Below are 13,447 nucleotides of genomic sequence, written 5' to 3'. Positions count from 1 at the left end.
CAGCGAGACACCATGACCGAAGCTCTGCGTATCGTATTCGCCGGCACCCCGGAGTTCGCCGCCGCCCACCTCAAGGCGCTGCTCGACACACCGCATCAAATCGTCGCGGTGTACACCCAGCCGGATCGCCCCGCCGGCCGCGGGCAGAAGCTCATGCCCAGCCCGGTCAAGCAGCTTGCCCTGGAAAACGACATCCCCGTGCTGCAGCCGCCGAGCCTGCGCGACGCCGCGGCCCAGGCCGAGCTGGCCGCACTGGCACCGGATCTGCTGGTGGTGGTCGCCTATGGGTTGATCCTGCCTCAGGCGGTGCTCGATATCCCGCGCTTCGGCTGCATCAACAGCCACGCGTCCCTGCTGCCGCGCTGGCGCGGTGCGGCGCCGATCCAGCGCGCCGTCCAGGCGGGCGACGCGGAAAGCGGCGTCACCGTGATGCAGATGGAAGCCGGCCTGGACACCGGGCCGATGCTGCTCAAGGTACGTACGCCGATCACTGCCGACGACACCGGCGGCAGCCTGCACGACCGGCTCGCCGAGCTTGGCCCGCCCGCGGTGATCGAAGCCATCGCCGGCCTGGCCAGCGGCACGCTGATGGGCGAAGTGCAGGACGACGCCCAGGCCAACTACGCGCACAAACTCAACAAGGACGAGGCACGCCTCGACTGGGCGCGCCCGGCCGAAGAGTTGGAGCGGCTGGTTCGCGCCTTCAACCCCTGGCCGATCTGCCACAGCACCCTGAACGACGCGCCACTGAAAGTGCTCGCCGCGCGCCTCGCCGAAGGTCAGGGCCAGCCCGGCGCAATCCTCGCCACCAGCAAGGACGGCCTGACCGTCGCCTGCGGCACCGGCGCCCTGCTGCTCACTCGCTTGCAATTGCCAGGCGGCAAGGCGCTGAACTTCGCCGACCTGTACAACAGTCGCCGCGAGCAGTTCGCCGTGGGCACGGTGCTGGTATGAACCCCAGGCTGGCGGCCGCCCGCGCCCTGGCGGCGGTACTCGAAGGCAAGGCATCGCTGGGCAGCAGCCTGCCGCCGCTGCTCGACAAGGTCGAGGCACGCGACCGCGGCCTCGCCCAGGATCTGGCCTTCGGCGCCGCCCGCTGGCAGCCACGCCTGGGGCTGATCGCCGAGAAGCTGCTGCGCAAGCCCTTCAAGGATGGCGACCGCGACCTCGAAGCCCTGCTGCTGATCGGCCTGTACCAGCTGTTCTACACCCGCATTCCTGCCCATGCGGCCATCGGCGAGACCGTCGGCTGCGTCGACAAGCTGAAGAAGACCTCGGCCAAAGGCCTGCTCAACGCCGTGCTGCGCAACGCCCAGCGCGACAGCGAAAGCCTGCTCGCCGAGCTGGATCGCGACCCGGTGCTGCACACCGCCCATCCGCGCTGGCTGCAAAAACAGCTCAAGGCATTCTGGCCCGAACACTGGCAGGCGATCTGCGCCGCCAACAACGCTCATCCGCCGCTGATCCTGCGGGTCAACCGTCGCCACGGCAGCCGTGACGACTACCTGGCCCGCCTGCGCCAGATCGGCTTCGAAGCCGAGCCCTGCGCCTTCAGCCGCGACGGCATTCGCCTCTTGCAGGCCTGTGACGTGACCCTGTTGCCGGGTTTCGCCGAGGGACATGTCAGCGTCCAGGACGAAGCCGCGCAACTGGCCGCCGACCTGTTGCAACTGGCGCCCAGGCAACGCGTGCTGGACGCCTGCGCCGCCCCCGGCGGCAAGACCTGCCACCTGCTCGAAGCCGAGCCAGCGCTGACCGAAGTGGTCGCCGTGGATCTGGAAGCCAAGCGCCTGCTGCGCGTGCGCGAGAACCTCGCCCGCCTGCAGCTCGATGCCACGCTGATCGCCGCCGATGGCCGCGATACGGCGGCCTGGTGGGACGGCAAGCCGTTCCAGCGCATCCTCCTCGATGCGCCCTGCTCGGCCACCGGGGTAATCCGCCGCCACCCGGACATCAAGCTGACCCGTCAGCCTGACGACATTCCGGCTCTGGCCAAACTGCAGGGCGAACTGCTCGACGCGCTGTGGCCTACCCTGGAGGTCGGCGGCATCCTGCTCTACGCCACCTGCTCGACCCTGCCGACGGAAAATACCGAGGTGATCGGCGCGTTCCTGGAACGTACGCCAGGTGCTCGCGAGCTCGACATCGCCGGCCCCTTCGGCCTGCAACAGCCTCATGGCCGGCAGTTGCTCGCCCAGCAGGACGGCCACGACGGTTTCTATTATGCCAAGCTGATCAAGATCGCAGCTGCTGGAGCATCCCGATGAAGATCATCATCCTCGGCGCCGGCCAGGTCGGCGGCACCCTGGCCGAACACCTGGCCAGCGAAGCCAACGACATCACCGTGGTGGACACCGACGGTGACCGCCTGCGCGACCTTGGCGACCGCCTCGACATCCGTACCGTGCAGGGCAAGGGTTCGTTCCCCACGGTGCTGCGCCAGGCCGGTGCCGACGATGCCGACATGCTGGTGGCGGTGACCAACAGCGACGAAGTCAACATGATCGCCTGCCAGGTCGCCTACACCCTGTTCCACACGCCGACGCGCATCGCCCGTGTCCGCGAAGCAGCCTACCTGACCCGCGAAACGCTGTTCGACAACGAAGCGATCCCGGTCGACGTGCTGATCAGCCCCGAACAGGTGGTGACCAACTACATCAAGCGCCTGATCGAATACCCCGGCGCCCTGCAGGTCATCGACTTCGCCGAGGGCAAGGCGCAACTGGTGGCGGTCAAGGCCTACTACGGCGGCCCGCTGGTCGGCCAGCAACTGCGCCAGCTGCGTGAACACATGCCCAAGGTCGATACCCGGGTGGCGGCGATCTTCCGCCGCGACCGGGCGATCATGCCCCAGGGCGATACGGTGATCGAAGCCGACGACGAGGTGTTCTTCATCGCCGCCAAGGCCGACATTCGCGCGGTGATGAGCGAGATGCGCCGCCTCGAGGAAAGCTACAAGCGCGTGGTGATCGCTGGCGGCGGGCACATTGGCGAGCGCCTGGCCGAAGCCATCGAAAGCCGCTACCAGGTCAAGATCATCGAGATGAACCCGGCACGCTGCCGCTACCTCTCGGAGAACCTGGAAAGCACCATCGTGCTGCAAGGCAGCTCCTCCGACCGCGACCTGCTGGTGGAAGAGAACATTAAGGATGCCGACATCTTCCTGGCCCTGACCAACGACGACGAAGCCAACATCATGTCCTCGCTGCTGGCCAAGCGCCTGGGCGCGCGCAAGGTGATGACCCTGATCAACAACCCCGCCTACGTCGACCTGATTCAGGGCGGCGAGATCGACATCGCCATCAGCCCGCAGCTGGCCACCATCGGCAGCCTGCTGACCCACGTGCGCCGTGGCGATATCGAAAGCGTGCACTCCCTGCGCCGCGGCGCCGCCGAAGCCATCGAAGCCATCGCCCACGGCGACGCGCGTTCGAGCAAGGTGGTCGGCAAGGCGATCAAGGACATCTCGCTGCCACCGGGCACCACCATCGGCGCGATCATCCGCGCCGAGCAGGTGCTGATCGCCCATGACGTGACGGTGATCGAATCCGGTGACCATGTGATCCTGTTCCTGATGGACAAGAAGCACATTCGCGACGTGGAGAGATTGTTCCAGGTTGGATTGACGTTTTTTTGAGCGGCAAGCCTCAAGCGCTTTACTTGCAGCTTGAGGCTTGCAGCTTGAAGCTGCCGACGAAGGAGGCCCCAATGAGTACCGAAGCACTGGAGAAGATGCTGGCCAAGGGCGTGGACAACGCATTGCTGCGCTTCGGCCTGGGCAAGGGTTATCTGGATGCCGGCGATGCCGCGAAGGCCGCCGAACACCTGCAGCGCTGCGTCGAACACGACCCGCAGTATTCGGCCGCATGGAAACTGCTGGGCAAAGCCCAGCAGGCAGCCGGCAACCTCGATGCCGCCCGCAGCGCCTGGCAAAGCGGCCTGCAAGCCGCCCAGGCCAAGGGCGACAAGCAGGCGGAAAAGGAGATGAGCGTGTTTCTGCGCAAGCTGGATAAGAGCGCCGGGGCGTGAGATCAGCTCAAACACGTGGATGGGTCGGGCCGCGTAGGTTGAGCGAAGCGATACCCATCGAACGGTTTGAATCCCTCGCAAAACCTTGAGGTGACGGCGATGGGTATCGTCGCTTCGCTCCTCAACCTACGCGGCCAACCCATCAGCACCCCGCGATCCCAATGGTGGATGAAAAAAGCATCAGCTACGCGCCCCGATCCACCCTACGTCTGCTATCGGCTTCGTGCTTCAGCCTACGGGTTCGACCGGCTCTATTTCATCGCCTGTACTTCCCTGGTCAGCAGGTCGATGAAGGCCTGAGCCAGCGGCGAGCGTTCCTGGCGCCGTTTGACCAGCCATACCGCGGTGGTGGCATCGGCATCCACCAGGGTGCGGAATACCACGCCATCGATGCGGATGCGCCGGAACGAGGCCGGCAGCACGGAAACGCCGAGGCCCGCGGCCACCAAGCCAATGATGGTCAGCGCTTCGTGGGCCTCCTGGGTAACCCGCGGGGTGAATCCGGCTTGCCGAGCCAGGTTGAAGAACTGGCCATACAGGCCTGAGCCGTAATTGCGTGGAAAGTACACGAAAGGCTCGTCGGCCAGCTCAGCCAGGGCCAGGCCGCGATCCTGCTCGCCAGCCAATGGGTGGCCGGCATGCAACAGCGCCACCAGCGGTTCACGCAGCAACTCCACCGCGTCCAGCTCCCCAGGCAGTTCCAGCGGTCGGATCATGCCGATCTGCAGTTTCTTTTCCACCAGCGCCTGGCTTACCTGGCGGCTGGTCATTTCCTGCAGGTTGAGGTGTACCGCCGGAAACGCCTGGCGAAAGGCGAATACCGCTCTCGGGATGATCGACACGAACGGCGCCGAAGCGGTGAAGCCGATCTGCAGCTCGCCGATCTCACCCTGCTCGGCGCGGCGCACCACATCCACCGACTTGCTCACCTGGGCCAGAGTCTGGCGGGTTTCCTCGAGAAACAGCCGCCCGGCATCGGTGAGCGCCACATGACGGTTGCTGCGCTCGAACAGGCGCACCCCCAGCTCCTGTTCCAGCGCCTGGATCTGCTGGCTCAGGGGCGGCTGGGAAATACCCAGCAGCTCGGCAGCGCGGCCAAAATGCAGCTCTTCGGCGACGGCCACGAAGTAACGCAGATGGCGCAGTTCCATAGAGCCTCCATAGGTCGCAAAACATATCGATCGTGTCGAATATTATATTGGAAAGAACTTGCTCGCCTATTTATCCTTGTGACCATTCCCAATTACAAAAACCACCCCCATGCCGGTATTCGCCAGGCATGCGACCGCGTTCCGCCTGGGAAAATGAGTGTTCAAGAGGTAGTAATGAGTCAGCCCGTTCCACACGCACCCAACGAGTGCGTCCCCGCCAACAATGAGGAGTCTGCCCCTCGCAGCCTCTCGGTAGAGCCTGTTTATATCCAGAAAGGCACCCGCGCCTTCCTGCGCACCATCCTCGCCATGTGTTCCGGCGGCTTTGCCACTTTTGCCCTGCTCTACTGCGTACAGCCGATGATGCCGATGCTCTCGCTGCAGTTCGACCTGAGCGCGGCGCAGAGCAGCCTGATCCTCTCCGTTTCCACCATCACCCTGGCCATCGGCCTGTTGATTACCGGGCCGCTGTCCGACGCACTCGGGCGCAAGCCGGTCATGGTCGTGTCGCTGCTCGCCGCCGCCCTGTTCACCGTCGGCAGCGCGCTGATGCCGACCTGGGAAGGCGTGCTGGTGATGCGTGCACTGGTCGGCCTGGCGCTCAGCGGCCTGGCCGCGGTGGCCATGAGTTACCTGAGCGAAGAAATCGACCCGCTGCACCTCGGCCTGGCCATGGGCGTGTACATCGGCGGCAACGCCATCGGCGGCATGAGCGGCCGCCTGCTCAGCGGTGTCCTGGTCGATTACATGTCCTGGCATGCGGTGCTGGGCACCCTCGGCGGCCTTGGCCTGCTGGCCGGTGCGCTGTTCTGGCGCCTGCTGCCCGAATCACGCAACTTCCGCCCCCGTTCGCTGCGCCCACGCAGCCTGCTGCAGGGCTACACCCTGCAGTTCCGCGACGCCGGCCTGCCGTGGTTGTTCCTGCAGGGCTTCCTGCTGATGGGCGCCTTCGTGACGCTATTCAACTACATCGGTTACCGCCTGATCGAGGCACCGTTCAAGCTCGACCAGACCAGCATCGGCCTGCTCTCGGTGGTTTACCTGTCGGGTATCTACAGCTCCGCGCAGATCGGCGCCCTGGCCGACAAGCTGGGACGGCGCAAGGTGCTCTGGGCAGTGATAGGCCTGATGCTGGCCGGCCTGACGCTGACCCTGTTCGACGTGCTGCCGGTGATCCTGGTCGGCATGCTGCTGTTCACCTTCGGCTTCTTCGGCGCTCACTCGGTGTCGAGCAGCTGGATCGGCCGCCGCGCCACTCAGGCCAAGGGCCAGGCCTCGTCGCTGTACCTGTTCTGCTACTACCTGGGCTCCAGCGTCGCCGGCACCCTGGGTGGTTTTTTCTGGCAGGCCGCCGGCTGGGATGGCCTGGGCCTGTTCATCGGTTCGCTGCTGCTGGTCTCGCTGGCCGTGGCCCTGCACCTGTCGCGCCTGCAGGCGTTGCCGGTGGCGATACAATCGCGGGGGTAGGGTGGATGACGCTTTTTTCATCCACCAAGAGGGCGTGGTGGTGGATGGATGAAGCGTCATCCACCCTACGGCTATATGTCGGACGTCGATCCACTTCATTCCCGATCTGGAAACGCTCGCCGCTGAATCTACCCCCATGACGGGAGACGTCGGGCAAGGTACCAGGATTTTAAAAGGTAGCCCGCCGCAGAAATGAAAACGCCGGATACCCGTGAGGGTATCCGGCGTTTTCGCTTGAGTCGTGCAGGTAGGTGGATGACGCTTTTTTCATCCACCAAGAAGGCGTGGCGGTGGATGGATGAAGCGTCGGCTACGCGCCCCGATCCACCCTACGGATAGACTCAAAGCACGTCGTTAGCGACTGCATCCACCGCCGCCTTGGCGATACCGACGACTTCATCGGCCTGCGCCTTGGTCAGTACCAGCGGTGGTGCGAAACCGAGGATGTCGCCGTGAGGCATGGCGCGAGCGATCATGCCGCGCTCCAGACAGGCCGCCGAGACCTTTGGCCCGACCTTGAGCGCCGGGTCGAAAGGCGTGCGGGCATCCTTGTCGGCCATGAACTCCAGGGCGGCGAGCATGCCGTCGCCGCGCACCTCACCGACCAGCGGGTGGCCTTCGAAGGTCTGGCGCAGTTGCGCGTTGAGGTAGCTGCCCACCTCGGCAGCGTTGGCGGTGATGTTTTCCCGCTCGAGAATATCCAGGTTGGCCAGGGCGGCCGCCGCACAGATCGGGTGGCCGGAGTACGTCCAGCCATGGCCCATGGCGCCGTCGCGGGTGGAAGCGCTGTCGATGACGTTCCACACCTTTTCACCGACGATCACTGCTGACAGCGGCGCGTAAGCGCTGGTCAGGCCCTTGGCGGTGGTCATCAGGTCGGGTTTCATGCCGTAGCGCTGGCTGCCCATCTTGTCGCCCAGGCGACCGAATGCGCAGACCACTTCGTCGGCGATCAGCAGGATGTCGTATTTGTCGAGCACGGCCTGGATCGCCTGCCAGTAGCCCTTGGGCGGCACGATGATGCCGCCGGTGCCCATCACCGGCTCACCGATGAATGCCGCTACCGTATCCGCGCCTTCGGCGAGAATCAGCTTCTCCAGATCCTCGGCGCAGTGACGTACGAAGGCGGCCTCGTCCATGCCCGCCGGCGCCTTGTAGAAGTGCGGGCAGGCGGCGTGCTTGATATCCGCAGCCGGCAGGTCGAAATGCTGGTGGAAGCTGGCCAGCCCGGTAAGGCTGCCGGTCATGATGCCCGAGCCGTGGTAGCCGCGCTGGCGGGAGATGATCTTCTTCTTCAGCGGCCGGCCGAGCACGTTGTTGTAGTAGCGCACCAGCTTGATCTGGGTTTCGTTGGCGTCGGAGCCGGAAAGGCCGTAGTAGACCTTCTTCATGCCCTCGGGCGCCCAGTCGATGATGCGGCTGGACAGCTCGATGATCGCCTCGCTCGAGTGGCCCACATAGGTATGGTAGTAGGCCAGCTCCTTGGCCTGCTTGTAGATCGCCTCGGCCACTTCGGTGCGGCCGTAGCCGATGTTCACGCAGTACAGCCCGGCGAAGGCATCGAGGTATTCGCGACCCTGGTGATCGCGGATATGCACGCCCGAAGCGCCGGTGATGATCTTGCCCGGCAGCGCGCCGCTGGCGTGGTCATGGGCGTGGGTGGACGGGTGCATGAAGTGGGCGCGATCCTGTTCGAACAGGTTCTGGTAGTCGGTCATGGCGATCTCCATCGGATTCATCGTAAGTAGTCGGGGGCAGGATGCCGGGCTTCAGTAACGCTGGCCCTGGTGGTGGATGCAGAAATACTTGGTCTCGACGAAGGCTTCGAAGCCGTCGCTGCCACCTTCACGGCCCAGGCCCGAGGCCTTCATGCCGCCGAAAGGAATCGGGTGGCCGGTGAACTTGGTGCCGTTGACCGCGACCATGGCGTGCTCCAGCCGGCGGATCAGCGGCTGCACCACGTCCAGGCGGTTGGAACAAATATAGGCGGCCAGCCCGTATTCGGTGTCATTGGCCATGGCCATGGCCTCGTCCAGGGTGTCGAAGGCGCGCACGCCAGCGATGGGCGCGAAGTTCTCTTCACGGTAGATGCGCATGGCATCGGTGACATCGGCCAGCAGCGTCGGCTGCCAGAACCAGCCGCCGAGGGCATGGGGCTCGCCACCGGCCAGCAGGCGCGCACCTTTATCCACAGCATCGGCGACACGCTCGGCTGTCACATCCAGGGCCGCCTGATGCATCAGCGGGCCGATGGCGTGGCGATCCTCCAGGCCGGGGCCGACGCTGAGGCCGCGCACGGCTTTGACGAAGCGTTGCAGAAAAGCCTCGTACACCGGGCGCTGCACCAGAATGCGGTTGGCGGCGCAGCAGTCCTGGCCGGAGGTCTGGAACTTGGCATCCAGGGCGACCTGCACCGCGTGATCGAGATCGGCGTCGTCGCAGACGATCAACGGCGCGTTGCCGCCCAGCTCCAGAGCCACCTTCTTCACATCCGCGGCGGCCGCCTGCAGCACCAGCTTGCCGACCCGGGTCGAGCCGGTGAAGCTCACCGAGCGCACGCGAGCGTCCTTGACCAGGGTTTCCATGACCATCTGCGGCTCGCCGAGCACCACGTTGAACACCCCGGCAGGGAACCCCGCTTCCTCGGCCAGTTGCGCCAGGGCAAAGGCGGAGTAGGGGGTTTCATGGGCGGGCTTGACCACCACGGTGCAGCCGGCTGCCAGGGCGGCGGCAGCCTTGCGGGTAATCATCGCGCAGGGGAAGTTCCACGGGGTGAGCAGGGCGCAGACGCCCACCGCTTCCTTGACCGTCCCCAGTTGCGCACCTGCAATGTGGCTGGGAATGGTCTGGCCGTAGAGGCGCCGCGCCTCTTCGGCGAACCAGGGAATGAAGCTGGCTGCATAGCGGATCTCGCCACGGGCCTCGGCCAGCGGCTTGCCCTGTTCCTCGCTGAGGATGCGCGCCAGATCTTCCTGATGCAGAAGAATCAGCTCGGCCCAGCGGCGCAGCAGGGCACCACGGGCTTCCAGGCTCTCGTCACGCCAAGCGCTGAAGGCACGCTGGGCGGCGTCCACCGCGGTGACGATCTGCGCCTGGCCGAGCATCGGCACATGGCCGATCACACTCTGGTCGGCGGGGTTCTGCACGGCAATGCTGGCGCCGTTGTCACTGTGCACCCAGTGGCCGTCGACGTAACACAGCGATTTGAACAACAGGGGATGATCGAGGGGCATGGCGATGTCTCCGGGCCGATGGGCATGGGAGACATGCTAGAGAAGGGCGGCTTGGCGTTTTTTCCAAGCCACCCTGGTGCTACCGCAGTTTTTTCTGAAGGCACCGGGCAGGCAGGTGGTTTTTGCCGCGGAGAACCATAGGCTGTCGGGACGCGTAACCGAGCGAAGTGTGATCCGACGCCCCGAAACCCGGATTACGCCTGCGGCTAATCCAGGCTACGAATGCTCAAACGGCTCTGGCCTGGCGTTGTGGCAAACGCCGCACGATGGCGCCGAGCAGCACGCCATACAGCGGCACGAACAACATCAGGCTGACCGCCAGCTTGATCACGTAGTCGACCACGGCGATCTCCACCCAGTTGGCGGCCATGAAGGGGTCGCTGCTTTGCCAGAAGGCGATGGAAAAGAACGCCAGGGTATCCATGGCCTGACCGAATACGCTGGAGGCAGCCGGAGCCACCCACCATTGCTTCAGCGTGCGCAGGCGGTCGAACACCTGGATATCGAGCAACTGGCCGAGCACGTAGGCCAGGAAGCTGGCCAGGGCGATGCGGAACACGAACAGATTGAATTCACCGAGCACCGCCAGGCCGCCGAACGCGCCTTCGTGGAACAGCACCGAGACGATGTAGGACGCGACCAGCGCCGGCACCATCGCCCGGGCGATGACCACCCGCGCGGCGCGCTTGCCGATCAGTCTTACGGTGAGGTCGGTAGCCAGGAAGATGAACGGGAAGCTGAATGCGCCCCAGGTGGTGTGCCAGCCGAACAGGGTGATCGGCAGCTGCACCAAGTAGTTGCTGGCGATGATGATGAGGATGTGGAACGCGATCAGCGCAGCCAATACGGCACGGCTGACCGATGCAGGAAGCAGGGTCATGGCATGTCCTTTTTCATGAAATGGGGTTAGGGAACCCATTGCCGCGACCGACATGATCACGAGCGGCGCGCAGTGTACCGCCTGCACCCACGCCAGGACAGCCTGCCCGCCGGATGGCAGACGGCTTCATCGGTGGCGGCTTGGTGGGGGAAGAAGCCGTAGGGTGGATGACGCTCTTTTCATCCACCATTGCGATCGCAGAGTGGTGGACGGGTGAAGCGTCGTCCACCCTACAAATGGCTGCTCCCGCCTTACAACAGTCGTTTCGCCGGCTCCGTCAGCCGTTGCTGGCCAGTTGCGTTTCTTCCGGCATCACCCGGCGGGCCAGCTGAAAGTGTTTCTTCCAGAAACCGTCGCTGAGCTTGTCGATACGTACGTTGGTGCCGCGCCGTGGCGCGTGGATGAAGCGGTCGTTGCCCAGGTAGATGGCCACATGGTCGACGCTGCGCCCGCGAATGCGGAAGAACAGCAGGTCGCCGGGCTCCAGGTCGCCCTTGGCCACCTTGGGGCCCTCGACGCGGGACAGGGCGCGGGACGTGCGGGGCAGGTCGAGGTCGTCGACCTTCTTGAAGGCGTAGTTGACCAGGCCGCTGCAGTCGAAGCCACGCTCGAGGCTGGTGCCGCCCCAGCGGTACGGCGTGCCGAGGGCGCCGAGGGCGCGTTTGACCACGCTCTGGGCGGGAGTCTGTTCGACCTGGGCCGGCGGCACGACGCGGCTGCTGCCGTCCTGCAGGTGAACACGAAAGCTGGCGGATGCATGACCGACGGCGGCACAGCACAGGGTGCCGCCCAGAACCATGGAAAGGATGAATTTATTCAACGCGATGACCTTGAAAATACCCAAGCCGCCGTGAATCCCTTTCTGATCAGCCACTTGTAACATTGATGGAAGAGAGTGAAGAGCGCTCCGCGCGTCCCGTGGACGGACAACATGAAGGCGCACCCAGTTCATTTTTTCGCTGCGGATACCGATGAGCGGTTGCGGTTGCCGAGGAAACTGCCGCAGGAAAAACAGCGCAGGGTTCTGCTAGGGTTACCACTCTCTCAGCAGAAGGACGATGCCAATGAAGCCCCTCACGACCGTGATCGTCGCCACCCTGCTGGCTGCGACCGCCAGCGTCCAGGTACTGGCAGAGGACGCCAAGTGCGCCAATGTCAGCCTTGCCGATCCCGGCTGGAGCGATATCGCCGTGACCAACGGCATCGCCAGCCTGCTGCTCGATAGCCTCGGCTACAAGGCGCAGACGCGCACCCTGGCGGTACCGATCATCTTCGCCGGGCTGCAGAAGGGCCAGGTCGACGTGTTCCTCGGCAACTGGATGCCGGCCGGCCAGCACGACTACCAGCGCTACGTCGCCAGCGGCCAGGTCGACAAGGTGGTGGAGAACCTCGGCGGTACCGAGTACACCCTGGCCGTGCCGACCTACGCTTATGAAGCGGGCGTACAGGACTTCAAGGATCTGCATAAATTCGCCCAGCGCTTCGGCAAGAAGATCTACGGCATCGGTTCCGGCTCGCCGGCCAACGACTATATCCGCCAGATGATCGCCAATAACGAGTTCGAGCTGGGTGATTGGGAACTGGTCGAGTCCAGCGAGCAGGCCATGCTGGTGCAGGTCGGTCGTGCGGAAAAGCGCGGCCAGTTCGTGGTGTTCCTCGGCTGGACGCCGCATCCGATGAACGTGCAGTACGACATGCAGTACCTCAAGGGCGGCGAGAAATTCTTCGGTAGCACCGGCTCGGTCAACACCCTGGCGCGCAAGGGCTACGTGGCCGAATGCCCGAACGTGGGCAAGCTGCTGACCAACCTGAAGTTCACCCAGGACATGGAAAACACCATCATGGACGAGGTGCTCAACCGCAAGGTCGCCAACGCCACCGCCATCAGGACCTGGATCAAGGCCAACCCCGAGGTGCTCGACGGCTGGCTCGAGGGTGTGACCACCCGCGACGGCGGCGATGCCATGGCTGCGGTGAAAGCCAAGCTCTAGCAGGCTGTTGAAAAACTACCTGCGTTGCCATCGCGGCGTTAAAAACAGGCTCGTGCGTGAGTCCGATCAAAATGCTCATGTACTATTTGTACACTGCGCTTTTTCGCCTGTTTTTGCCTTGCGCTGGCTGCCTCGCCGACGCTTTTCAACGGCCTGCTAGTCGTCGCCAACCAGCTCGGCGGGCGCTCCGGCGACATCGATCTTCACCGTCTTGGTGACGATATAGGTGAAGTAGCGCTCGATGCCGAGGTCTTCCAGCAACAGCTGATCGACGAAGCGCTGGTAATGGTCGATGTCGCGGGTGCGGATCATGGCGATGTAGTCGACGCCACCACCCGTGGCGTAGCAAAAGGCGACTTCCGGCGCCTCGTCCAGGCGCTGCTCGAAGCGGCGCATGTCCTGGGCGGTGTGCTTGGCCAGGGTGATTTCCACCAGCACCTGCTGGGTCTTGAACAACGCCCCCCAATCGATCTGCGCTCGATAGCCCTTGACCAGCCCGGCCGCTTCCAGTTTGCGCACACGCTCCCAGGCTGGCGTCACCGAGAGGTTGATCGCCTCGGCGAGGGCCGACTTGGTGATCCGCCCATCCTCGGAGAGGATGCGCAGGATCTTCAGATCATAGCGGTCGAGCTTGTGCATCGGTGGCCTCGGTTGATCGGGATTGCGTCCCTTGCAAGGGATCGTCGCTGCAGCGCC

General features: G+C 64.5%; 12 protein-coding genes. 6 read left to right on the top strand and 6 right to left on the bottom strand.

All coding sequences use genetic code 11. The features are described 5' to 3' along the window. The first annotated feature begins 12 nt into the window (after positions 1-12). The 4 genes from fmt (at position 13) to DNK10_RS12740 (ending at position 4,029) form a co-directional block, all read left to right on the top strand. Complete coding sequence (gene fmt, locus DNK10_RS12755) at positions 13-954, top strand: methionyl-tRNA formyltransferase (protein ID WP_131191814.1); 942 nt, start codon at positions 13-15, stop codon at positions 952-954. Continuing rightward, on the top strand, positions 951-2,267 hold the full coding sequence (gene rsmB / locus DNK10_RS12750) for a 16S rRNA (cytosine(967)-C(5))-methyltransferase RsmB (RefSeq protein ID WP_131191813.1): 1,317 nt from the start codon (positions 951-953) through the stop codon (positions 2,265-2,267). The genes fmt and rsmB overlap by 4 nt, the downstream gene beginning before the upstream one ends. Then, entirely contained in the window at positions 2,264-3,637 is a 1,374-nt protein-coding gene (trkA, locus tag DNK10_RS12745; protein ID WP_131179343.1) for a Trk system potassium transporter TrkA, read from the top strand. Before rsmB ends, trkA begins: the two co-directional genes overlap by 4 nt. A 71-nt stretch (positions 3,638-3,708) precedes the next feature. After that, entirely contained in the window at positions 3,709-4,029 is a 321-nt protein-coding gene (locus tag DNK10_RS12740; protein WP_131191812.1) for a tetratricopeptide repeat protein, read from the top strand. Between the two features lie 251 nt (positions 4,030-4,280). Here DNK10_RS12740 and DNK10_RS12735 read toward each other — a convergent pair whose 3' ends face one another. Continuing rightward, positions 4,281-5,180, bottom strand: a complete 900-nt coding sequence (locus tag DNK10_RS12735; RefSeq protein WP_131179345.1) for a LysR family transcriptional regulator — start codon at positions 5,178-5,180, stop codon at positions 4,281-4,283. Between the two features lie 174 nt (positions 5,181-5,354). Between DNK10_RS12735 and DNK10_RS12730 the strand changes: the two genes are divergently transcribed. After that, complete coding sequence (locus DNK10_RS12730; RefSeq protein ID WP_131191811.1) at positions 5,355-6,647, top strand: MFS transporter; 1,293 nt, start codon at positions 5,355-5,357, stop codon at positions 6,645-6,647. 341 nt (positions 6,648-6,988) lie between these two features. Here DNK10_RS12730 and DNK10_RS12725 read toward each other — a convergent pair whose 3' ends face one another. From DNK10_RS12725 to DNK10_RS12710, 4 genes are all read right to left on the bottom strand, one after another. Then, the gene (locus DNK10_RS12725; RefSeq protein ID WP_131191810.1) at positions 6,989-8,365 is read right to left on the bottom strand and encodes an aspartate aminotransferase family protein; all 1,377 of its coding nucleotides are present in this window, start codon (positions 8,363-8,365) and stop codon (positions 6,989-6,991) included. 51 nt (positions 8,366-8,416) lie between these two features. Then, entirely contained in the window at positions 8,417-9,880 is a 1,464-nt protein-coding gene (locus DNK10_RS12720) for an NAD-dependent succinate-semialdehyde dehydrogenase (RefSeq protein ID WP_131191809.1), read from the bottom strand. 226 nt (positions 9,881-10,106) lie between these two features. After that, on the bottom strand, positions 10,107-10,760 hold the full coding sequence (locus tag DNK10_RS12715) for a 7-cyano-7-deazaguanine/7-aminomethyl-7-deazaguanine transporter (RefSeq protein ID WP_131191808.1): 654 nt from the start codon (positions 10,758-10,760) through the stop codon (positions 10,107-10,109). 277 nt (positions 10,761-11,037) lie between these two features. After that, complete coding sequence (locus tag DNK10_RS12710; protein WP_244216248.1) at positions 11,038-11,580, bottom strand: C40 family peptidase; 543 nt, start codon at positions 11,578-11,580, stop codon at positions 11,038-11,040. A 244-nt stretch (positions 11,581-11,824) separates the two neighbouring features. Between DNK10_RS12710 and choX the strand changes: the two genes are divergently transcribed. Next, complete coding sequence (gene choX, locus DNK10_RS12705; protein ID WP_131191807.1) at positions 11,825-12,751, top strand: choline ABC transporter substrate-binding protein; 927 nt, start codon at positions 11,825-11,827, stop codon at positions 12,749-12,751. A 156-nt stretch (positions 12,752-12,907) separates the two neighbouring features. On the opposite strand, the gene DNK10_RS12700 is transcribed toward choX, so the two are convergent. Continuing rightward, on the bottom strand, positions 12,908-13,390 hold the full coding sequence (locus tag DNK10_RS12700; protein WP_131191806.1) for an Lrp/AsnC family transcriptional regulator: 483 nt from the start codon (positions 13,388-13,390) through the stop codon (positions 12,908-12,910). Between the last annotated feature and the right edge of the window lie 57 nt (positions 13,391-13,447).

Source organism: Phytopseudomonas daroniae (assembly GCF_004327275.1).
Lineage (GTDB): Bacteria > Pseudomonadota > Gammaproteobacteria > Pseudomonadales > Pseudomonadaceae > Aquipseudomonas > Aquipseudomonas daroniae.
This window is presented reverse-complemented; position numbering and strand designations above follow the sequence as displayed.

Excerpts from the sequence above, each read along its gene's own strand:
- fmt (WP_131191814.1), top strand. The coding sequence starts at position 13 with ATGACCGAAGCTCTGCGTATCGTATTCGCCGGCACCCCGGAGTTCGCC.
- trkA (WP_131179343.1), top strand. The coding sequence starts at position 2,264 with ATGAAGATCATCATCCTCGGCGCCGGCCAGGTCGGCGGCACCCTGGCC.
- DNK10_RS12715 (WP_131191808.1), bottom strand. The coding sequence starts at position 10,760 with ATGACCCTGCTTCCTGCATCGGTCAGCCGTGCCGTATTGGCTGCGCTG.
- DNK10_RS12740 (WP_131191812.1), top strand. The coding sequence starts at position 3,709 with ATGAGTACCGAAGCACTGGAGAAGATGCTGGCCAAGGGCGTGGACAAC.
- DNK10_RS12735 (WP_131179345.1), bottom strand. The coding sequence starts at position 5,180 with ATGGAACTGCGCCATCTGCGTTACTTCGTGGCCGTCGCCGAAGAGCTG.
- DNK10_RS12700 (WP_131191806.1), bottom strand. The coding sequence starts at position 13,390 with ATGCACAAGCTCGACCGCTATGATCTGAAGATCCTGCGCATCCTCTCC.
- choX (WP_131191807.1), top strand. The coding sequence starts at position 11,825 with ATGAAGCCCCTCACGACCGTGATCGTCGCCACCCTGCTGGCTGCGACC.
- rsmB (WP_131191813.1), top strand. The coding sequence starts at position 951 with ATGAACCCCAGGCTGGCGGCCGCCCGCGCCCTGGCGGCGGTACTCGAA.
- DNK10_RS12720 (WP_131191809.1), bottom strand. The coding sequence starts at position 9,880 with ATGCCCCTCGATCATCCCCTGTTGTTCAAATCGCTGTGTTACGTCGAC.
- DNK10_RS12730 (WP_131191811.1), top strand. The coding sequence starts at position 5,355 with ATGAGTCAGCCCGTTCCACACGCACCCAACGAGTGCGTCCCCGCCAAC.
- DNK10_RS12725 (WP_131191810.1), bottom strand. The coding sequence starts at position 8,365 with ATGACCGACTACCAGAACCTGTTCGAACAGGATCGCGCCCACTTCATG.